This window comes from Pseudomonas sp. GW823-FHT03E05 (genome assembly GCF_058796855.1).
In genome coordinates this window covers 66,047-81,999 of record NZ_JBXAJB010000008.1, presented here as the reverse complement: position 1 = coordinate 81,999, position 15,953 = coordinate 66,047, and the positions used below count along the sequence as shown (strand labels likewise).

The window sequence follows — 15,953 nt, the reverse complement described above, 5'->3', positions numbered from 1 at the left end:
AGCGGTCTTCCTGGCGTGCATAGTCACAACTCCCTGTCGGGCCAGATTGCTGCTTGGAGCGTCAGTTCAGGTCTTGGCGGCTTCGGCGGGAGCCCGCCCGTAAATGTCGTTGAAGCGCACAATGTCGTCTTCGCCGAGGTACTCCCCGCTCTGCACTTCGATCATCACCAGGTCGATCACCCCGGGATTGACCAGGCGGTGAGTGCGGCCGGGCTTGATGAAGGTGGACTCATTGGTATTGAGCAGGAACTCGTCCTCGCCATTGGTGACCAGGGCCATGCCGCTGACCACGATCCAGTGTTCGCTGCGGTGGTGGTGCATCTGCAGCGACAGCGAGGCATTGGGCTTGACCATGATGCGTTTGATCTTGAAGCGCGGCCCTTCCTCGAGCACGGTGTAGGTGCCCCAGGGACGGGTCACGGTGCGGTGCAGCTTGTAGGCGTCGTGGCCCAGGCGCTTGAGTTCCTGGGCGATCAGCTTGACGTCCTGGCTGCGGTTGCCGTCGGCTACCAGCAGGGCGTCCGGAGTGTCGATGATGATCAGGTTGTTCAGCCCGACCCCGCCCACCAGGCGCTTGCGCGAGTCGATATAGCAGTTGCTGACATCGTGCAGCACGGTCTCGCCGTTGCACTGGTTGCCATGTTCGTCCGCCGGGGTCAGCTCGCGCACTGCCTGCCAGGAGCCGATGTCGCTCCAGCCCAGCTGGCAGGGCACCACGGCGACTTTCTTCGAGCGCTCCATCACCGCGTAGTCGATGGAGATGTCCGGGGCCTGGGCAAAGCTGTCGCCATCCAGCTCCACTTGCAGTTCGTGCTTGCCCTCCTTGCGGTGGCTCTGCTCCAGGCAGTGTTCGACGGCGCTGACCACCTCGGGCACGAACTCGCGCAGTTCCTGCAGGATCACGTCGGCACGCATGCAGAACATCCCGCCGTTCCACAGATGCAGGCCGCCATCGACATAACGCTGGGCGGTGGCGGCGTCGGGTTTCTCGACGAAGCGGCTGACCTGGAAGCTGTCCTTGTTCAGGCCCTGGCCTTTCTCGATATAGCCAAAGCCGGTCTCGGCATGGGTGGGCACCAGGCCGAAGGTCACCAGCCAGCCTTGCTCGGCCAATTGCCGGGCGCTGTCCACGGCGTTGGCGAAAGCCTGCACATCCTTGATCAGGTGGTCGGCGGGCAGCACCAGCAGCTGTGCATCATCGCCATACAGGCGGCTCACGTGCAGGGCGGCGGCAGCGATGGCCGGTGCGGTGTTGCGCCCGAACGGCTCAAGGATGAAGTCCAGCTCCACCCTGGCCTTGTTCAGCAGGCGATAGTCGTCGAGGGTGCGAAAGAACACTTCGCGGTTGGTCACCGTCAACAGGCGGCCGACGTCCTTGAGCGCGGTGGCGCGCACGAAGGTTTTCTGCAGCAGGCTTTCGCCGTCTGGCAGGCGCATGAAGGGCTTGGGCATCGCCTCGCGGGATACCGGCCACAGGCGGGTGCCGGCGCCGCCAGCAATGATGCAGGGAATGAGTGTGCTCATTCAGAAGGCCTCGCGGGTCATGATCACGGATGGAACAGTGCGGAAGAGGATGTACAGGTCGAACCAGACCGACCAGTTTTCAATGTATTCCAGGTCGAACTCGACACGTTTCTCGATTTTTTCCAGGGTATCGGTTTCGCCCCGATAGCCGTTGATCTGCGCCAGGCCGGTGATCCCCGGCTTGACCCGGTGGCGCGAGGTGTACTCCTTGACCGCCTCTTCGAAGAGAATGCCGGCGGCCTTGGTCGCGGTGGCATGGGGGCGCGGCCCGACCATGGACATGCTGCCGCCGAACACATTGAACAGCTGGGGTAGTTCATCGAGGCTGGTCTTGCGAATGAAGCGCCCGACCCGGGTGATGCGCGGGTCGCCCCGGGTGGTCTGCTTTTCGGCATGGGCGTCGGCCATGTGCTGGTGCATCGAGCGGAACTTGTAGACCTCGATCAGCCGGTTGTTGTAGCCGTAGCGCTTCTGCTTGAACAGCACCGGGCCGCTGGAGTCCAGCTTGATCGCCAGTGCCACCAGCAGCATCACCGGCGACAGCAGCACCAGGGCGATGCTCGACAGCACCATGTCTTCCAGGCGCTTGAAGAACGGCGACCAGCCCCGCAACGGCACTTCGGAGGCGTTGAACATCGGCAGGTTGGCGACTTCGGTGATGCGGTTGTGGGCGTGCCGGAAGGCCACCATGTCGGGCACCAGCAGCACATTCACCGGCAGCCTTCGCAGCTCGCGGATGACATAGGCCATGCGGTTTTCCGCCGACCAGGGCAGCGCCACCAGGACCTGGGTAACCTTTTCCTCGCGGATCAGCCGTTCCAGGTCGCTGGAGTTGCCCAGCAGCGGCAGGTTGCACAGGGTCTTGGGCAGGCGGCCGATGCGGTCGTCGATGAAACCGGTCACTCCTGAGCGGATGTCCTGATGCTGGGCCAGGTATTCGGCCAGGCGCTGGCCGTTTTCCGTGGCGCCGAGAATCACCGCGTTCTGCAGGAACACGCCGCGCTGCATCAACTGCTGGAACAGGGTCAGCAGCACCAGGCGCTCGATGCCGAACAGCACGAAGCTGCCGGCAAACCAGCCGAACAGCTCGGGGTTGCCGATGGTGTTGAACATCTGCATCGAGTGATGCATGAACAGCAGCACGCAAAAGGACGAGGCCCAGGCGAAGAGGGTCAGCTGGAAGCGCAGCTGGTTGCTGAAGATGGATTCGGCGTACACCCCCAGGGCCTGGAAGATCAGCACGCTGATGAGGGCGAAGAACACCAGCAGGGTCAGTTCGCTTTTCAAGGCTTCCTGGCTGTTGTTGGACAGCAGGATCAGCAGCAGCCCGGGAAGGATTGCAGTCAGCCCATGAACCACACGGATGCCGAACAGGAAGTACTCGACCATGCTGGGGCGAGTCAGTAACAGGCTGTCTACAGGTTGCAACCGCATAAGATCAATTCCCTCGACCTAAGGCACACCGGTTGACTGGAGAGATCGCGAGGAAGTTCGCAATGTTTGCGACTTCCCGTCGTCTGGTCCCGGCACCGAAAAAAGCCACGTCCCTTCATCCCCAGGCGTGGTCGGCATTCAAGTGGGAAAACCGGGCCCTCTGCGTATTCAGGTGGGGCCCCCGGCGCCGGTCAAGGTGATGACCTGCACTTCCTCATCTAAACGACAGGGGTCAGTAAAGCTCATGAAACAGCGACCCGCTAATTGAAAGCCGAACCTTGCCGGACGAATCCTTGCCTCCCTGCGGCTAAGCTGCCGGATTGCCGGGGGACCATGGCCAGACTGCTTCCGGCAAAAAAATAAATTCCGACGACAGACTTTTTCTGCGGGCGGCAGGGTCAACATCCTTCATGGAATCCATAACCGGAGTCAGGGCTGATGAGTGAGCGCAAGGCATTGTTGATACTGCACGGCAAACAGGCCCTCAACGAGGAGGTGCGCGCGGCCGTCGAGGCCCGGCGCGCCGCCGGCTGGGACTTGCAGGTGCGCCTGACCTGGGAGGCGGGGGATGCCCAGCGCCTGGTGCAGGAGGCGTTGGCTGCCGGCCATACCCGGCTGATTGCCGGCGGTGGCGACGGTACCCTGCGGGACATCGCCGAAGCCCTGGCCAATGCCGACGCCCCGGCCAGCCTGGTGCTGTTGCCGCTGGGCACGGCCAACGACTTTGCCCGGGCTGCCGGCGTGCCGCTGACCCCGGCGGCGGCCCTGGACCTGCTGGATGTGCCGGCGCGGGCGATCGACCTGGGGGAGGTCGGCGGGCAGATGTTCCTCAACATGGCCACGGGCGGCTTTGGCAGCCAGGTCACCGCCAACACCTCAGAGGATTTGAAGAAGGTCCTGGGGGGCGCGGCCTACCTGTTCACCGGTCTGTCACGTTTTGCCGAGCTGAGCGCGGCCTATGGCGAGTTGCAGGGGCCGGGTTTCCACTGGCATGGCGAACTTCTGGCCCTGGGCATCGGCAACGGCCGTCAAGCGGGCGGCGGGCATGAGTTGTGCCCGGGGGCCCTGGCCGATGACGGCTTGCTGGATATCAGCATCCTGCCGGCGCCCCAGGAACTGGTGGGCACGCTGAAGAACCTGCTGGCGGGCGGGTTGGGGATCGACAATCTGTTTGTCCGGGCACGCCTGCCCTGGGTCGAGATCAAGGCGTCCCGAGGCCTGGACATCAACCTCGACGGCGAGCCGCTGCAGGGCGATACCTTGCGTTTCACCGCCCGTCCTGGCGCGTTGCGGGTGCATCTGCCCGAGGATTCGCCGCTGCTGGGAGGCGCCCGCTGAGTCAGTCGTCGAGGCTGATGATGCGTTCGCGTACGGCGAACAGCACCAGCCCGGCAACGTCGAAGATCTGCAGGCGCTTCATGATCTGCGAGCGGTGGGTTTCCACGGTCTTGATGCTCAGGCCCAGGCCCAGAGCGATCTCCCGGGTGGATTTGCCGCGCACGATCAGCCGCAGGATCTCCAGCTGGCGGGCCGTCAGGTTGTGGTTCTGCTCCGGTGGCGGAGGTTGCTTCTGAGCCCGGGTCAGGGCCTGGTTGATCACCGTGTGGGCGATGGCCGGGCTCAGGTAGCGTTCATTGTTGCGCAGGGCCTGGAGGGCGTGCTCGAGTTCTGTGGCGGTGGTGTCCTTGAGCAGGTAGCCGTGGGCGCCGCATTCCAGGGCCTGCATGATCAGGGCCGGGTCGGTGTGCATCGACAGGATCAGCACCTTGCTTTGCGGGTGGAGCGCCTTGAGCCGGCGCAGGGCGTCGAGACCGCCGGTGTGTTTCATCGACAGGTCCAGCAGGATGATGTCCGGATGCAGCCTTTCGACCATTTCCAGCAGGAACGAACCGTCATCCGCTTCACCGATCACCGCGTATCCGGGAATGTCCATGACCAGGGCACGCACGCCAGCCCTGATGAGCGAGTGGTCATCCACCAAGAGTAAATTACAGGTCAATGTAAAACCTTATTCGTGCTGGCCCGCTCCAGAGTGCGAGGGGCCCAGGGAAAGAGTGCTTCGATCTGTGTGCCTTGGTCGGCCTCGCTGGTGACCTTCAACAGGCCGCCCAACTGACTGATTCGTTCCTGCATTCCGGCCATGCCGCGCTGACCCTGGGCGCCCGGGTCGCTGGCCGGGGCGAAACCCTGGCCATCATCGCTGATGAACAGCGACAGGCCTTCGGGCAGTCGTTGCAGGCGTACCAGCAGGTTTTTCGCCTGGGCGTGGCGCAGGATGTTGGTCACTGCTTCCTGGGTGATGCGAAACGCTGCGACGGCCATTTCCTCGGGAATGCCCGCCAGGCGCTGGTGGCACTCCAGGCTCCAGTGTACCGAGGTGTTTTCCAGGGTCTTGAGCAGGTGGGCGCGCAGGCTGGCTTCCAGCCCGAGGCTGGCCAGTTGCCGCGGGTTGAGGATGGCGGAGACGTCCCGCACCTTGGCCAGGGTCTCTTCCAGGGTGGTGCCCAGCACCGCGCAATGTTCTTGCAGCTCGTCCGGCAGGCGGCGCTTGAGCCAGTCGGTCTGCAGCTTGGCGGCGGTCAGCAGTTGGCCGATGTCGTCATGCAGTTCACGGCTCAGACGGTGCCGTTCGTTTTCCTTGACCTCCAGCAGGCGCTCGGCGAGTTCCTGGGGCTGGAAGCGGATGGATTTGCGCGAATAACCGTATTGCATCCAGATGCAGGCCAGCGCCGCCACGTTGATGGCCAGCAACCCCAGAGGCAGAGGCCGGCCCAGCCAGTAGACCAGCACACTGGCCAGGGTCGAGCAGGAGCACAGCAACAGGCTGAGCCAGCGCAGGTGATCACGGGAGGGGGGCCAAGAGAAGAATGACTTGAGGCTGGCGTACATAGCGGATGGAGCCAATGGATGTTCGCTGCGAAGAGCCCGGTCAAGTATGGATGACGAGGCTTGTTTGGGAAACGGTGCTCTTTGAATACCCGGTTTCAATCAACGCTGTCTGTTCGTGTTGTACAGGCTGAGTAGTAACTGCCGCCATTGGAATCAATGTGCCATTAACTGTGTCCGTTTATGCGCCGCATAATACCACCGAAGATACCGTCGGTCGCGTTTATACGCTCAGTCATATAGGACTTCAGAGTCAGGAACTGGAGGGTAGCGGTACGTCGGTACCATTGGCGCCACGTGCGCCCGAACATCGCGCAAAGTGTGCTGGGGAGCAGGTTTGCCCGCATGCACAGCGCGTTGAACAGCAAGTCCCGGTGACCTTGCTAGTTGGCTTTATGGAGTGATTGATGTCGCTCTTGGGTATGAATTAATCAATAACGACCGGGTGCTTGGCAGTTGGCCCGATATTTTGTCGATGTTGTGCAGTAGGGCGGTGATTGGCGAGAGTTTTATCCGCTGCCCCGCCGGATAAATACAACTTCAGTGGCTGCAAGATGGATATGTGCAGTTACAGTTTTGTCCCACTTGCTCTGTCAGTTCTTCGATCAGCATGACTTGTTCGCTGTCGTCCAGATTGAGCTGGCCGTTGCGCGGGTCGATCAGTTCCAGTTGCCAGGCCATCAGCGTCAGGCAGCTCTTCAAGGCGTCGAGGATCGGATCGTTGAGGTCCAGGGGATGGGGGGTGCGCTTGAGCACGCCATGAATATGCAGGGAGAATTCGGCCAGCGGGCTGACTGCGTGGCGGGCCGCGGCCTGGGCCAGGCTCAGCAGGCTGGCGAGCAGGCAGTTGATGGCTTCTTCATCGTTTCTGATCAGGTGCAGGTGGCTCAGGCAGTCTTCCGATCTGGCCAGCAGGGCCTGGGCTTCAAGCAGGAACTCGGGCAGCGGTGTGGCGCACTCGTGGCCGTCCTTTAGCATGCTTATCTCCATGACTGCGTGTCCGATGGCTTGATAGGGCGTTGGCTGAACGGTTTGCAAGTTGGACGCGATAGGTGCAGCTGGATTGACGTTATAGCTGAATGCTTGCCTGCGGTCGCAGCCTGCCGAGCGAGTCGAGTGGCCTCGAACCCGGTCCGTGCGCGCATGCCGGCCACAGCAAGGCGGCGCAAGCGCGCTGGGGCAGGATGAGCGAGGGTAGTGGGGCTTGAAAGGGGGCCAAGCCACCTTTCTGCGATCAAAAACAAAAGCCTGACTCCGTTCATGCAATGAGAATGGCGTCACATTAATGGCTATTGGATATCGCGAATATCAGGCTGGTCCTGATTGTTGATAGGGGATTCCCCTAGGCACGGGAACCTTGCACCGAAATAGAGGTCTGGCCGGCGCAGAGGGTGGTGCTGAATTGACCGCGTCAGTAAAGCATGATGTTAATGTGACATCAATGGCTTTGTGTGGCAATTTGCATGCGGGTCAAGATACGGCAGACCCGGCCGATATCTGTCTTTAGTGAATTCATCAGAACAAGCCCAGGAGTCATTAATGGCCGGCATTCTCGACACGGTAGATCAACGCACGCAACTGGTGGGTGAGAATCGCCTGGAAATCCTCATGTTCCGCCTGGCCGGCCGGCAACTGTTCGCGATCAACGTGTTCAAGGTCCAGGAAGTGCTGCAACTGCCGAAGCTGACGCTGATGCCTCAGCGCCATCCCTTTGTCTGTGGGGTGGTCAATCTGCGCGGGCAGACCCTGCCGGTCATCGATCTGTCCCAGGCCATCGGCATGCGCCCGCTGGTCCCGGGGCCCAACAGCACCATCATCGTTACCGAGTACAACCGCTCGGTGCAGGCGTTCCTGGTCGGTGGCGTGGACCGCATCGTCAACATGAACTGGGAAGCCATCATGCCGCCGCCCACCAGCGCCGGGCGCCAGCATTACCTGACCGCCATCAGCAAGGTCGATGACCAGTTGGTGGAAATCATCGACGTGGAAAAGGTCCTGGCGGAAATCGTGCCCTACAACGCCAAGGTTTCCCGGGACAAGCTGGAAGATCCGGTGCTGGAGCGTGCCCGTGGCCGCGAAGTGCTGCTGGTGGACGACTCCAACGTGGCCCTCTCGCAATTGCGCGACACCCTCGGCCAGCTCGGGGTCAAGATGCACATCGCCAGTGATGGCCTCAAGGCCCTGAACATGCTCAAGGCCTGGGCCGACACCGACGTGGTGATGACCGACAAGCTGCTGATGGTGTTCACCGATGCGGAAATGCCGGAAATGGACGGCTACCGCCTGACCACCGAGATCCGCAACGATCCGCGTTTGCGCGGGCTTTATGTGGTGCTGCACACGTCCTTGTCCGGCAGCTTCAACGAATCGATGGTGAAGAAGGTCGGTTGCGACAACTTCCTGTCCAAGTTCCAGCCGGACAAGCTGGTGGACGTGGTCCGCCAACGGCTGATGCTGGACGAAGCCGACGCCTGACACGGGCCTTGCGCCGGCGCTCCTTTGTTTCGGCTAAATGCTGGTATAGGGTGAGCGCTTTTGCCCATACAGGGAGCTGGACATGCGTCTTAGCGCGCTTTACCGATACCCGTTGAAATCCGCCAGGGGCGAAACCCTGCAACAGATCGGCCTGGACAAGCTCGGGCTGCAAGGGGATCGCCGCTGGATGCTGGTGGATGAGGCCAGCGGGCGTTTCCTGACCCAGCGCGCCGTAGCGCGGATGAGTCAGCTGTCGGCCTTGTGGAATGACCAGGGCGGCCTGACCCTGAGCGCCCCAGGCCACTCCACCCTTGAAGTAGCGCTGCCGGGTGCGGATGCACCGTTGCGCGGCGTGACCATCTGGCAGGACACCTTGCGGGTTCCCGATGCGGGGGACGAAGCCGCGGCCTGGGTCAGCGAATTCATCGGCAAGCCCAGCCGCCTGGTGCAGGTTCCTGCGCAGCGGGCACGGAGCACCGCCGCCGGTTATGGCAGGGACGATGATCAGGTGGCCTTCGCCGATGGTTTTCCCCTGCTGCTGATTGGCCAGGCCTCCCTGGATGATCTGGTCGCTCGCGTGGGCCGGCCCCTGGAGATGCTGCGGTTCCGACCGAACCTGGTGGTCGAGGGCAGTGCGGCCTTTGCCGAGGACGACTGGAAGCGCGTGCGTATCGGCGATGTCGAGTTCCGTGTGGTCAAGCCATGCTCGCGCTGCATTCTCACCACCATCGATCCGCAGACCGGCGAGCGCAGTGCCGACCGCGAACCGCTGGCCACCTTGCAGAAGTACCGGGCCCAGGCCGATGGGGCGATGTTCGGCCAGAACCTGGTCAATGATGGCAACGGTCGCTTGCAGGTAGGGATGGCGGTGACGGTCATCGAATAACCGGTGCCACCTCGAAAAATGCCCGTCTCCTGGGAGACGGGCATTTTTTATTCCTGGGTAACGCCGCGATGCTCGATCAGCCGCGGTATTCGCACAGGTAGGCGGTGTCCACCGCGACTTTGAGCTGGAACTTGCTGTTGGCCGGAACGTTGAACTGGCTACCGGCCGGGAAGGTTTCCCAGTCTGCGCTGTCTGGCAGGCGCACGGTCAGGGCGCCGGAGACCACGTGCATGATTTCCCGTTGTGCGGTGCCGAACTCGTATTCGCCCGGGGCCATGACGCCAATGGTGGCTGGGCCTTCGGCCGTGCCGAAGGCAATCGACTTGACGGTGCCGTCGAAGTACTCGTTGACTTTAAACATGGGCGATTCCTCAAGAAAGGGTCAAAAAGGGCGGCCAGTATGCACAAGGCCTTCAGGGCCGTCACCTGCCGCCATCAAGGAAGAATCAGCGGTAATAAGCGTGCTGTATTGCGCGCATCTTCCAGGGCCCGATGCTGCTGGCCGGTGAACTGCATGCCGGCCAGTTGCAGGGCTGCATTGAGCCCCAGGGGCCGCTCCAGGCGCCGGGCCTTGGCGAAGCGCTGCTTGAGGTTCATGTGCGGCACCTCATTGAGCAGGCTGTGCAGCTGTTGGTTGTGCCATTCCAGCTGCAACTGCTTGCGGTCGTAGTCGCCCCAGCTGGCCCAGCCTTCCAGGCGCGGCTGATGCTGGCCGAGCCAGCGCTCGAACAGGCCCCAGACCTCGCTCAGGGGGGCGGCGCTGTCGATATTGGCCTGGGTGATGTGGGTCAGTTCGCGGCAGAACGGCGTCAGCATGGGGCGCCGCAAGGGGCGGACGAAACGCTGGAAGTGGTCCTGTTCCCGGCCCTGACGGTTGACCAGGGTGGCGCCGATCTCAATGATTTCCATCTCGCTCACCGGCCAGCCCCCTTCATCCGTCGTGGCTTCCAGATCTATTACCAGCCAGTGGGGCATCACGAATTCCAGCCTTGAAACATCCTGAAGAGGCTTGAGCGTAGCCAAAGCCGAGGCATCCGCCTAGGGGGACGGCTGCTTGAGCGCATCGAGGGGGCATCGTCCCGACCGATGCCCCGTCTGCCTGGATCTGCTGGAAGGTGCCCGGGCTACTCCACCTCCACCAGTACCTGGCGGTTTTTCACCTGGTCCCCGAGGTTGACCTGGACCCGGGTGATCACCCCGTCGATCCCGGCCTTGAGCGGGTGCTCCATCTTCATCGCCTCCAGCACCAGCAGCAATTGGCCCTTGCTTACGTGCATGCCCTCACTGACCAGTACATCGACGATCGCCCCGTCCATGGGCGCCTTGAGCGTACCGCTGGAGGCAGTGTTCTGGCCCTGGGCCGGGGCATGGGTACGATCCACCAGGTGCAGGCTGCCCTTGGCGTTGCTCAGCCACAGCTCCCCGTCCTCCAGCCGATAGGCGCACGGGCGGCGAATGCCGTTGATCTCCAGGCTGGCCCGCCGGCCATCGGCGCTGCGCACCTTGAGCTCCAGCAGCCCATCGCCCTGGCGCACCTGCACAGCGCCCGAGGGCAGTGCGTTCAGGTGTAGCGACCATTGTCGGTCCTGCACCCCGAGCCGGTAGTCCAGGGGCACCCCGGCGTTGTTGCTCCAGGCATTGAGCGCCGGGCCATGGGCGCTGGCGCTGTGGTGGTGGAAGAGCGCAGCGGCGATGGCCAGTTCCTCGGCAGTGGGCTCCTGGGGTTGCAGGCTCGGGTCCTGGGCAAAATGCTCGGCAATGAAGGCGGTGCTGAAGTGGCCGCTGGCGAACACCGGGTGGCGCAGCAGGTTGGCCAGCAGCCGGCGGTTGCTTTCCAGCCCCAGCAGCACGCAATCCTCGACGCCACGCAGCAGCTTGCGCCGCGCCTCTTCGCGGGTAGCGCCGTGGGCGATCAGCTTGCCCAGCATTGGGTCGTAGAACGGGCTGATCCATTGGCCTTCCTGCAAGCCATGGTCGGTGCGGATCCCTGGTGCCGGCTCCCAGCGCAGGATCTGGCCGGTCTGCGGCAGGAAGTTCTGTGCCGGGTCCTCGGCATACAGCCGCACTTCAATGGCGTGGCCGTCGAGGCGCACCTGCTCCTGGCCCAGGGGCAGTGGCTCGCCGGCCGCCACTTGCAGTTGCAGGGCCACCAGGTCCAGGCCCGTTACCAGTTCGGTGACCGGATGCTCCACCTGCAGCCGGGTATTCATTTCCAGGAAATAGAACTGCCCGCTCGCATCCAGGAGGAACTCCACGGTACCGGCGCCCACATAGTTCACCGCCCGCCCGGCCTTGAGCGCTGCCTCGCCCATGGCCTGGCGCAGCTCCGGGGTCATGACCGGGCAGGGTGCCTCTTCGATGACCTTCTGATGGCGGCGCTGGATCGAGCAATCCCGCTCACCCAGGTAGATCAACTGGCCATGCTGGTCGCCGAACAGCTGCACCTCCACGTGCCGCGGCTCGATCAGCGCCTGCTCCAGGATCAGTTCGTCGCTGCCGAAGGCGTGCAGGGCTTCGGAGCGGGCCGTGCGGATCTGTTCCAGCAACTGGCCGGCCTGGTGTACCAGGCGCATGCCACGCCCGCCACCGCCGGCGCTGGCCTTGATCATCAGCGGATAGCCGATGCGCTGGGCTTCGCGCTGCAAGGTGGCGTCGTCCTGTTCCGCCCCCTGATAGCCCTGGATGCACGGCACGCCGGCTTCGAGCATGGCGATCTTCGAGCGACGCTTGCTGCCCATCAGCTCGATGGCGGCAGCGCTGGGGCCGATGAACACCAGGCCGGCGCTTTCACAGGCGGCGGCGAACTCGGCATTTTCCGAAAGAAAGCCGTAGCCCGGGTGAATGGCGTCGGCACCGGTGCGCCGTGCCGCTTCCAGCAGTGCGGCGCCGTCGAGGTAGGACTGCTGTACCGCGGACGGGCCGATGTGCACCGCTTCGTCAGCCAGTTGCACATGCAGGGCCTCGGCATCGGCATCGCTGAACACGGCCACGGTGCGATAGCCCAGAGCCTGGGCGGTACGCTGGATGCGGCAGGCGATTTCGCCACGGTTGGCGATCAGGATCTTGTTGAAATTGGGCATACAGGCTCCCGGGAATCGGTGGGGGGCGTTCGCCGGCAAGCCGGCTCCTACAAGGGCTCAGTTGGCCCAGGCCGGTTTGCGTTTCTGCACGAAGGCCAGGGTGCCCTCGACCCCTTCCTCACCCAGGACTGCATTGGCGAAGTCGTTGGCGGCCTGGTCCAGCAATGGCCCCTGCGGTTGGTCGACACTCGCCAGGAGCAAGGCCTTGGTCGCCGCGTTGGCCCCCGGGGCGCAGCGCAGCACCAGGGAAAGCTGCTGCTCCAGGCGTTCCTGCAGGGCCTTGGCATCGTTCTCGACAAAGTGCACCAGGCCCAGGCCCAGGGCTTGGGCGCCATCGAAACGGGCGGCGGTCAGGGCCAGGCGCCGGGCCTGGGCCAGGCCGATGCGCTGCACCACGAACGGGGCAATTTGCGCGGGCAGCAGGCCCAGGCTGGTTTCCGGCATGCCGAACTGGGCCGAGTGCTCGGCGATGGCGATGTCGCTGACACAGGCCAGGCCGAAACCGCCCCCCAGCACCGCGCCCTGCAGCACACACACCAGCACCTGGGGCAGGTGCTGCGCTTCTTCCAGCAGGGCGCCGAAGGCCCGGTTCAGTTCACGGTAGGCGGCGCTGCCATGGGCACGGGCGCCGGCCATGTCCTTGAGGTCGCCACCGGCACAGAAGTGCTCGCCGGTGCCGCGCAGCACCAGGGCACGGATGCTGCGCCGGTCACGGACCGCGGCCATCACCGTGCGCAGTTCGGCGACCATCTGCAGGCTCATGGCATTGCGGTTTTGCGGGCGATTGAGGCTGATGAACAGTACGCCGTTGCGCGGCTCCAGCAGCAGGGTCTGGCAGGTAGGGAGCGGGTTCATTTCTTTTTCCCCGGCAGGATGCCCATGAGCTTGCAGATGATCCCCAGCATGATCTCGTCGGCACCGCCGCCGATGGACACCAGGCGCACATCGCGATAGGCCCGGGCCACCGGGTTGTCCCACATGAAGCCCATGCCGCCCCAGTATTGCAGGCAACTGTCGCTGACCTCGCGGCCCAGGCGCCCGGCCTTGAGCTTGGCCATGGAAGCCAGCCGGGTCACGTCCTGGCCGCGTACATACTGTTCGGTGGCCTGGTAGACCAGGGCCCGCAGGCATTCGATCTCGGTGGACAGCTCGGCCAGGCGGAAGTGGATCACCTGGTTGTCGATCAGCGGGCTGCCGAAGGTCTTGCGCTCCTTGCAGTACTCGATGGTGCTGTCCACGCAGTACTCCAGGCCCTTGATCATGTTCGCCGCGCCGAACAGCCGTTCTTCCTGGAACTGCAGCATCTGCATCATGAAACCGGCGCCTTCGTGGCCGATGCGGTTGCGTTGAGGCACTCGCACATTGTCGAAGAACACCTGGGCGGTTTCCGAGCTGCGCATGCCGAGCTTGTCCAGATGCGAGCTGAGGCTGATGCCCGGGGTGTTCATCGGCACCATGATCAGCGACTTGTTGACGTGGGGCTTGTCGTCCGAAGTGTTGGCCAGCAGGCAGATGAAGTCGGCGCTGGGGGAGTTGGTAATCCACATCTTGCTGCCGTTGATCACGTAGTCGTCGCCGTCCTTGCGGGCGTGGGTCTTGAGCCCGGCCACATCGGAACCGGCGCCGACTTCGGAGACGCCGATGCAGCCGACCTGCTCGCCCGTGATGGCCGGCCGCAGAAACTCGTCGCGCAGTTCATCGGAGCCGAAGCGCGCCAGGGCCGGGGTGCACATGTCGGTCTGCACGCCGATGGACATGGGAATGCCACCGCAATGGATGGTGCCGAACTCCTCGGCGGCGACGATGGAGTAGCTGTAGTCCAGGCCCATGCCGCCGAATTTTTCCGGCTTGGAGATGCCCAGCAGCCCCAGTTCACCGGCCTTGCGGAAAATCTCGTGGATGGGAAAGCGCCCGGCCTTTTCCCATTCCTCGACGTGGGGGTTGATCTCGCGGTCTACAAATTGGCGCACCGTGCGCCGCAGTTCTTCGTGTTCCTGGGTGAAGATCATTGTTGTTCTCCTCAAGTGGGGTCAGACCGCGAAATGTCCTATCAAAACCGCGCCACGCCAAAGCTGTTGGGCGCCAGCTCGCGCACCTGCGCCTCATGGCAGATGTCCAGCAGGTAGCCCAGCAGAGTGCGGGTATCGCGGGGGTCGATCAGCCCGTCGTCCCACAGGTTGGCGCTGCCGTAGAGCGCCGTGGACTGGCTGTCGAGCTTCTGCGCGGTGACCTGTTCCAGCATGTCGAGCATCTTCGGGTCGGCTTCCTGGCCGTTCTTCGCATGCTTGGCCTCGGTGACGATGCGCAGCACCTTGCCGGCCTGGGCGCCGCCCATCACCGCGGTGCGGCTGTTGGGCCAGGCGAAGATGAAGCGTGGGTCCAGGCCACGGCCGCACATCGCATAGTTGCCGGCGCCGTAGGAGCCACCGACCACGATGGTCAGCTTCGGCACTCGGGCATTGGCCACTGCCTGGATCATCTTCGCCCCGTGCTTGATCACCCCCTGCTGCTCGGATTCGGTGCCCACCATGAAGCCGGTGGTGTTGTGGAAGAACAGCAGCGGGGTCTGGCTCTGGTCACAGAGCTGGATGAATTGCGCGGCCTTGCTCGCGCCCTGGGGCGTGATCGGGCCGTTGTTGCCGATAAAGCCGCAGGGCCGGCCCTGGATCTGCAAGTGGCCGCAGAGGGTCTGGGCATCGAACTCGCCCTTGAACTCCAGGAACTGCGAACCGTCTGCCAGGCGGGCAATGATTTCCCGGGCGTCGTAGGGCTTCTTCGGATCGTCGGGAATCAGCCCGAGCAACTCGTCGATGGGATACAGCGGCTCGTTCCAGGTCCTGGCGGGCTGCACTGGCAGTCGGGCGTTCCACGGCAACAGGCTGACGATCTCGCGGACGATGCGGATGCCGTCGGCGTCGTTTTCCGCCAGGTATTCGGCGGTGCCGGCCACCTGGGCGTGCATCTCGGCGCCCCCCAGTTCTTCATCGGTGGCCACTTCACCGGTGGCGGCCTTGAGCAGCGGCGGGCCGGCGAGAAACAGCTTGGCCTCGCCACGCACCACCACCACGTAGTCCGAGAGCCCGGGCTGGTAGGCGCCGCCGGCGGTGGCCGAGCCGTGGACCACGGTGATCTGCGGCAGGCCCATGGCCGACATCCGCGCCTGATTGGCGAAGCTGCGTGCACCTTCGACGAAGATTTCCGCAGCGTAGTTGAGGTTGGCGCCACCGCTTTGCGCCAGGGTCACCACTGGCAGTTTGTTCTCCATGGCGATCTGTTGCAGGCGCAGGGATTTCTTCAGGCCGCTGGGGGAGATGGTTCCGCCCTTGATCGCGCAGTTGTTGGCCACCACCAGCATGCGCACGCCGCACACATAGCCGATGCCGGCAATCAGGCCGCCGCCGGCCTGGGTACCGTCCTTGTCGTCGTGCAGCTTGTAGCCGGCCAGGCTGGCCAGCTCGAGAAACGGCGCGCCCGGGTCCAGCAGCAGGTTGAGGCGTTCGCGGGGCAGCAGTTGGCCGCGCCGGTCGAACTTGGCCCTGGCTTCGGCGGCCTTGGCCAGCAGGTTCTGCTGCAGTTCCTGCAACTGTTGCAGGCCCGCCAGCATGGCTGCGCGGTTTTGTGCGAACTGCGGGCCGTGGGGGTCGAGTTGGGACTGGATCACCGGCATG

14 protein-coding genes are annotated in these 15,953 nt (G+C 63.7%); 3 read left to right on the top strand and 11 right to left on the bottom strand.

The window, feature by feature from the left end; all coding sequences use genetic code 11:
* Positions 1 to 66 precede the first annotated feature (66 nt).
* Both AC1RCO_RS27205 and AC1RCO_RS27200 read right to left on the bottom strand, forming a co-directional pair.
* A complete protein-coding gene (locus tag AC1RCO_RS27205) occupies positions 67 to 1,524 on the bottom strand; it encodes a mannose-1-phosphate guanylyltransferase/mannose-6-phosphate isomerase (RefSeq protein WP_011062484.1) in 1,458 nt (485 codons plus the stop codon).
* A complete protein-coding gene (locus tag AC1RCO_RS27200; protein ID WP_492618226.1) occupies positions 1,525 to 2,958 on the bottom strand; it encodes an undecaprenyl-phosphate glucose phosphotransferase in 1,434 nt (477 codons plus the stop codon). It abuts the gene before it with no gap.
* Between the two features lie 438 nt (positions 2,959 to 3,396).
* On the opposite strand from AC1RCO_RS27200, the gene yegS reads away from it, so the two are divergent.
* Positions 3,397 to 4,296: a lipid kinase YegS gene (gene yegS, locus AC1RCO_RS27195; protein ID WP_011062482.1), complete on the top strand. Its 900-nt coding sequence runs from the start codon at positions 3,397 to 3,399 to the stop codon at positions 4,294 to 4,296.
* 1 nt (position 4,297) lies between these two features.
* Here yegS and AC1RCO_RS27190 read toward each other — a convergent pair whose 3' ends face one another.
* The 3 genes from AC1RCO_RS27190 to AC1RCO_RS27180 form a co-directional block, all read right to left on the bottom strand.
* Positions 4,298 to 4,957, bottom strand: coding sequence for a response regulator (locus AC1RCO_RS27190; protein WP_011062481.1), 660 nt, complete (start codon positions 4,955 to 4,957; stop codon positions 4,298 to 4,300).
* The gene (locus AC1RCO_RS27185) at positions 4,954 to 5,847 is read right to left on the bottom strand and encodes a sensor histidine kinase (protein WP_065365493.1); all 894 of its coding nucleotides are present in this window, start codon (positions 5,845 to 5,847) and stop codon (positions 4,954 to 4,956) included. The genes AC1RCO_RS27190 and AC1RCO_RS27185 overlap by 4 nt, the downstream gene beginning before the upstream one ends.
* A 537-nt stretch (positions 5,848 to 6,384) precedes the next feature.
* On the bottom strand, positions 6,385 to 6,822 hold the full coding sequence (locus tag AC1RCO_RS27180) for a hypothetical protein (protein WP_015636500.1): 438 nt from the start codon (positions 6,820 to 6,822) through the stop codon (positions 6,385 to 6,387).
* A gap of 561 nt (positions 6,823 to 7,383) precedes the next feature.
* Here AC1RCO_RS27180 and AC1RCO_RS27175 point away from each other — a divergent pair.
* Together AC1RCO_RS27175 and AC1RCO_RS27170 are read left to right on the top strand one after the other, a co-directional pair.
* The gene (locus AC1RCO_RS27175; RefSeq protein ID WP_011062478.1) at positions 7,384 to 8,319 is read left to right on the top strand and encodes a chemotaxis protein CheV; all 936 of its coding nucleotides are present in this window, start codon (positions 7,384 to 7,386) and stop codon (positions 8,317 to 8,319) included.
* 82 nt (positions 8,320 to 8,401) lie between these two features.
* Positions 8,402 to 9,205 carry an MOSC domain-containing protein gene (locus AC1RCO_RS27170; protein WP_011062477.1) on the top strand — a complete coding sequence of 268 codons (804 nt, stop codon included), beginning with the start codon at positions 8,402 to 8,404 and terminating at the stop codon, positions 9,203 to 9,205.
* 76 nt (positions 9,206 to 9,281) lie between these two features.
* Here the strand turns inward: AC1RCO_RS27170 and ppnP are convergent, their stop codons facing one another.
* The 6 genes from ppnP to atuC all read right to left on the bottom strand — a co-directional run bounded on the left by ppnP (position 9,282) and on the right by atuC (position 15,952).
* Positions 9,282 to 9,566, bottom strand: coding sequence for a pyrimidine/purine nucleoside phosphorylase (gene ppnP, locus AC1RCO_RS27165; protein ID WP_011062476.1), 285 nt, complete (start codon positions 9,564 to 9,566; stop codon positions 9,282 to 9,284).
* A 74-nt stretch (positions 9,567 to 9,640) separates the two neighbouring features.
* Positions 9,641 to 10,180 (bottom strand): 3'-5' exonuclease, encoded by a 540-nt coding sequence (locus AC1RCO_RS27160; RefSeq protein WP_011062475.1) that lies wholly within the window; start codon positions 10,178 to 10,180, stop codon positions 9,641 to 9,643.
* Between the two features lie 149 nt (positions 10,181 to 10,329).
* A complete protein-coding gene (locus tag AC1RCO_RS27155; protein WP_492618225.1) occupies positions 10,330 to 12,285 on the bottom strand; it encodes an acetyl/propionyl/methylcrotonyl-CoA carboxylase subunit alpha in 1,956 nt (651 codons plus the stop codon).
* Positions 12,286 to 12,342: 57 nt separating this feature from the next.
* On the bottom strand, positions 12,343 to 13,140 hold the full coding sequence (locus AC1RCO_RS27150; protein ID WP_041119338.1) for an enoyl-CoA hydratase/isomerase family protein: 798 nt from the start codon (positions 13,138 to 13,140) through the stop codon (positions 12,343 to 12,345).
* A complete protein-coding gene (atuD, locus tag AC1RCO_RS27145; RefSeq protein WP_011062472.1) occupies positions 13,137 to 14,294 on the bottom strand; it encodes a citronellyl-CoA dehydrogenase in 1,158 nt (385 codons plus the stop codon). The genes AC1RCO_RS27150 and atuD overlap by 4 nt, the downstream gene beginning before the upstream one ends.
* 41 nt (positions 14,295 to 14,335) lie before the next feature.
* On the bottom strand, positions 14,336 to 15,952 hold the full coding sequence (gene atuC / locus AC1RCO_RS27140; RefSeq protein WP_194238008.1) for a geranyl-CoA carboxylase subunit beta: 1,617 nt from the start codon (positions 15,950 to 15,952) through the stop codon (positions 14,336 to 14,338).
* Between the last annotated feature and the right edge of the window lies 1 nt (position 15,953).

Coding starts and splice junctions, on each gene's coding strand:
- AC1RCO_RS27205 (WP_011062484.1), bottom strand. CDS start 1,524: ATGAGCACACTCATTCCCTGCATCATTGCTGGCGGCGCCGGCACCCGC.
- AC1RCO_RS27200 (WP_492618226.1), bottom strand. CDS start 2,958: ATGCGGTTGCAACCTGTAGACAGCCTGTTACTGACTCGCCCCAGCATG.
- yegS (WP_011062482.1), top strand. CDS start 3,397: ATGAGTGAGCGCAAGGCATTGTTGATACTGCACGGCAAACAGGCCCTC.
- AC1RCO_RS27185 (WP_065365493.1), bottom strand. CDS start 5,847: ATGTACGCCAGCCTCAAGTCATTCTTCTCTTGGCCCCCCTCCCGTGAT.
- AC1RCO_RS27180 (WP_015636500.1), bottom strand. CDS start 6,822: ATGCTAAAGGACGGCCACGAGTGCGCCACACCGCTGCCCGAGTTCCTG.
- AC1RCO_RS27175 (WP_011062478.1), top strand. CDS start 7,384: ATGGCCGGCATTCTCGACACGGTAGATCAACGCACGCAACTGGTGGGT.
- AC1RCO_RS27170 (WP_011062477.1), top strand. CDS start 8,402: ATGCGTCTTAGCGCGCTTTACCGATACCCGTTGAAATCCGCCAGGGGC.
- ppnP (WP_011062476.1), bottom strand. CDS start 9,566: ATGTTTAAAGTCAACGAGTACTTCGACGGCACCGTCAAGTCGATTGCC.
- AC1RCO_RS27160 (WP_011062475.1), bottom strand. CDS start 10,180: ATGCCCCACTGGCTGGTAATAGATCTGGAAGCCACGACGGATGAAGGG.
- AC1RCO_RS27155 (WP_492618225.1), bottom strand. CDS start 12,285: ATGCCCAATTTCAACAAGATCCTGATCGCCAACCGTGGCGAAATCGCC.
- AC1RCO_RS27150 (WP_041119338.1), bottom strand. CDS start 13,140: ATGAACCCGCTCCCTACCTGCCAGACCCTGCTGCTGGAGCCGCGCAAC.
- atuD (WP_011062472.1), bottom strand. CDS start 14,294: ATGATCTTCACCCAGGAACACGAAGAACTGCGGCGCACGGTGCGCCAA.
- atuC (WP_194238008.1), bottom strand. CDS start 15,952: ATGCCGGTGATCCAGTCCCAACTCGACCCCCACGGCCCGCAGTTCGCA.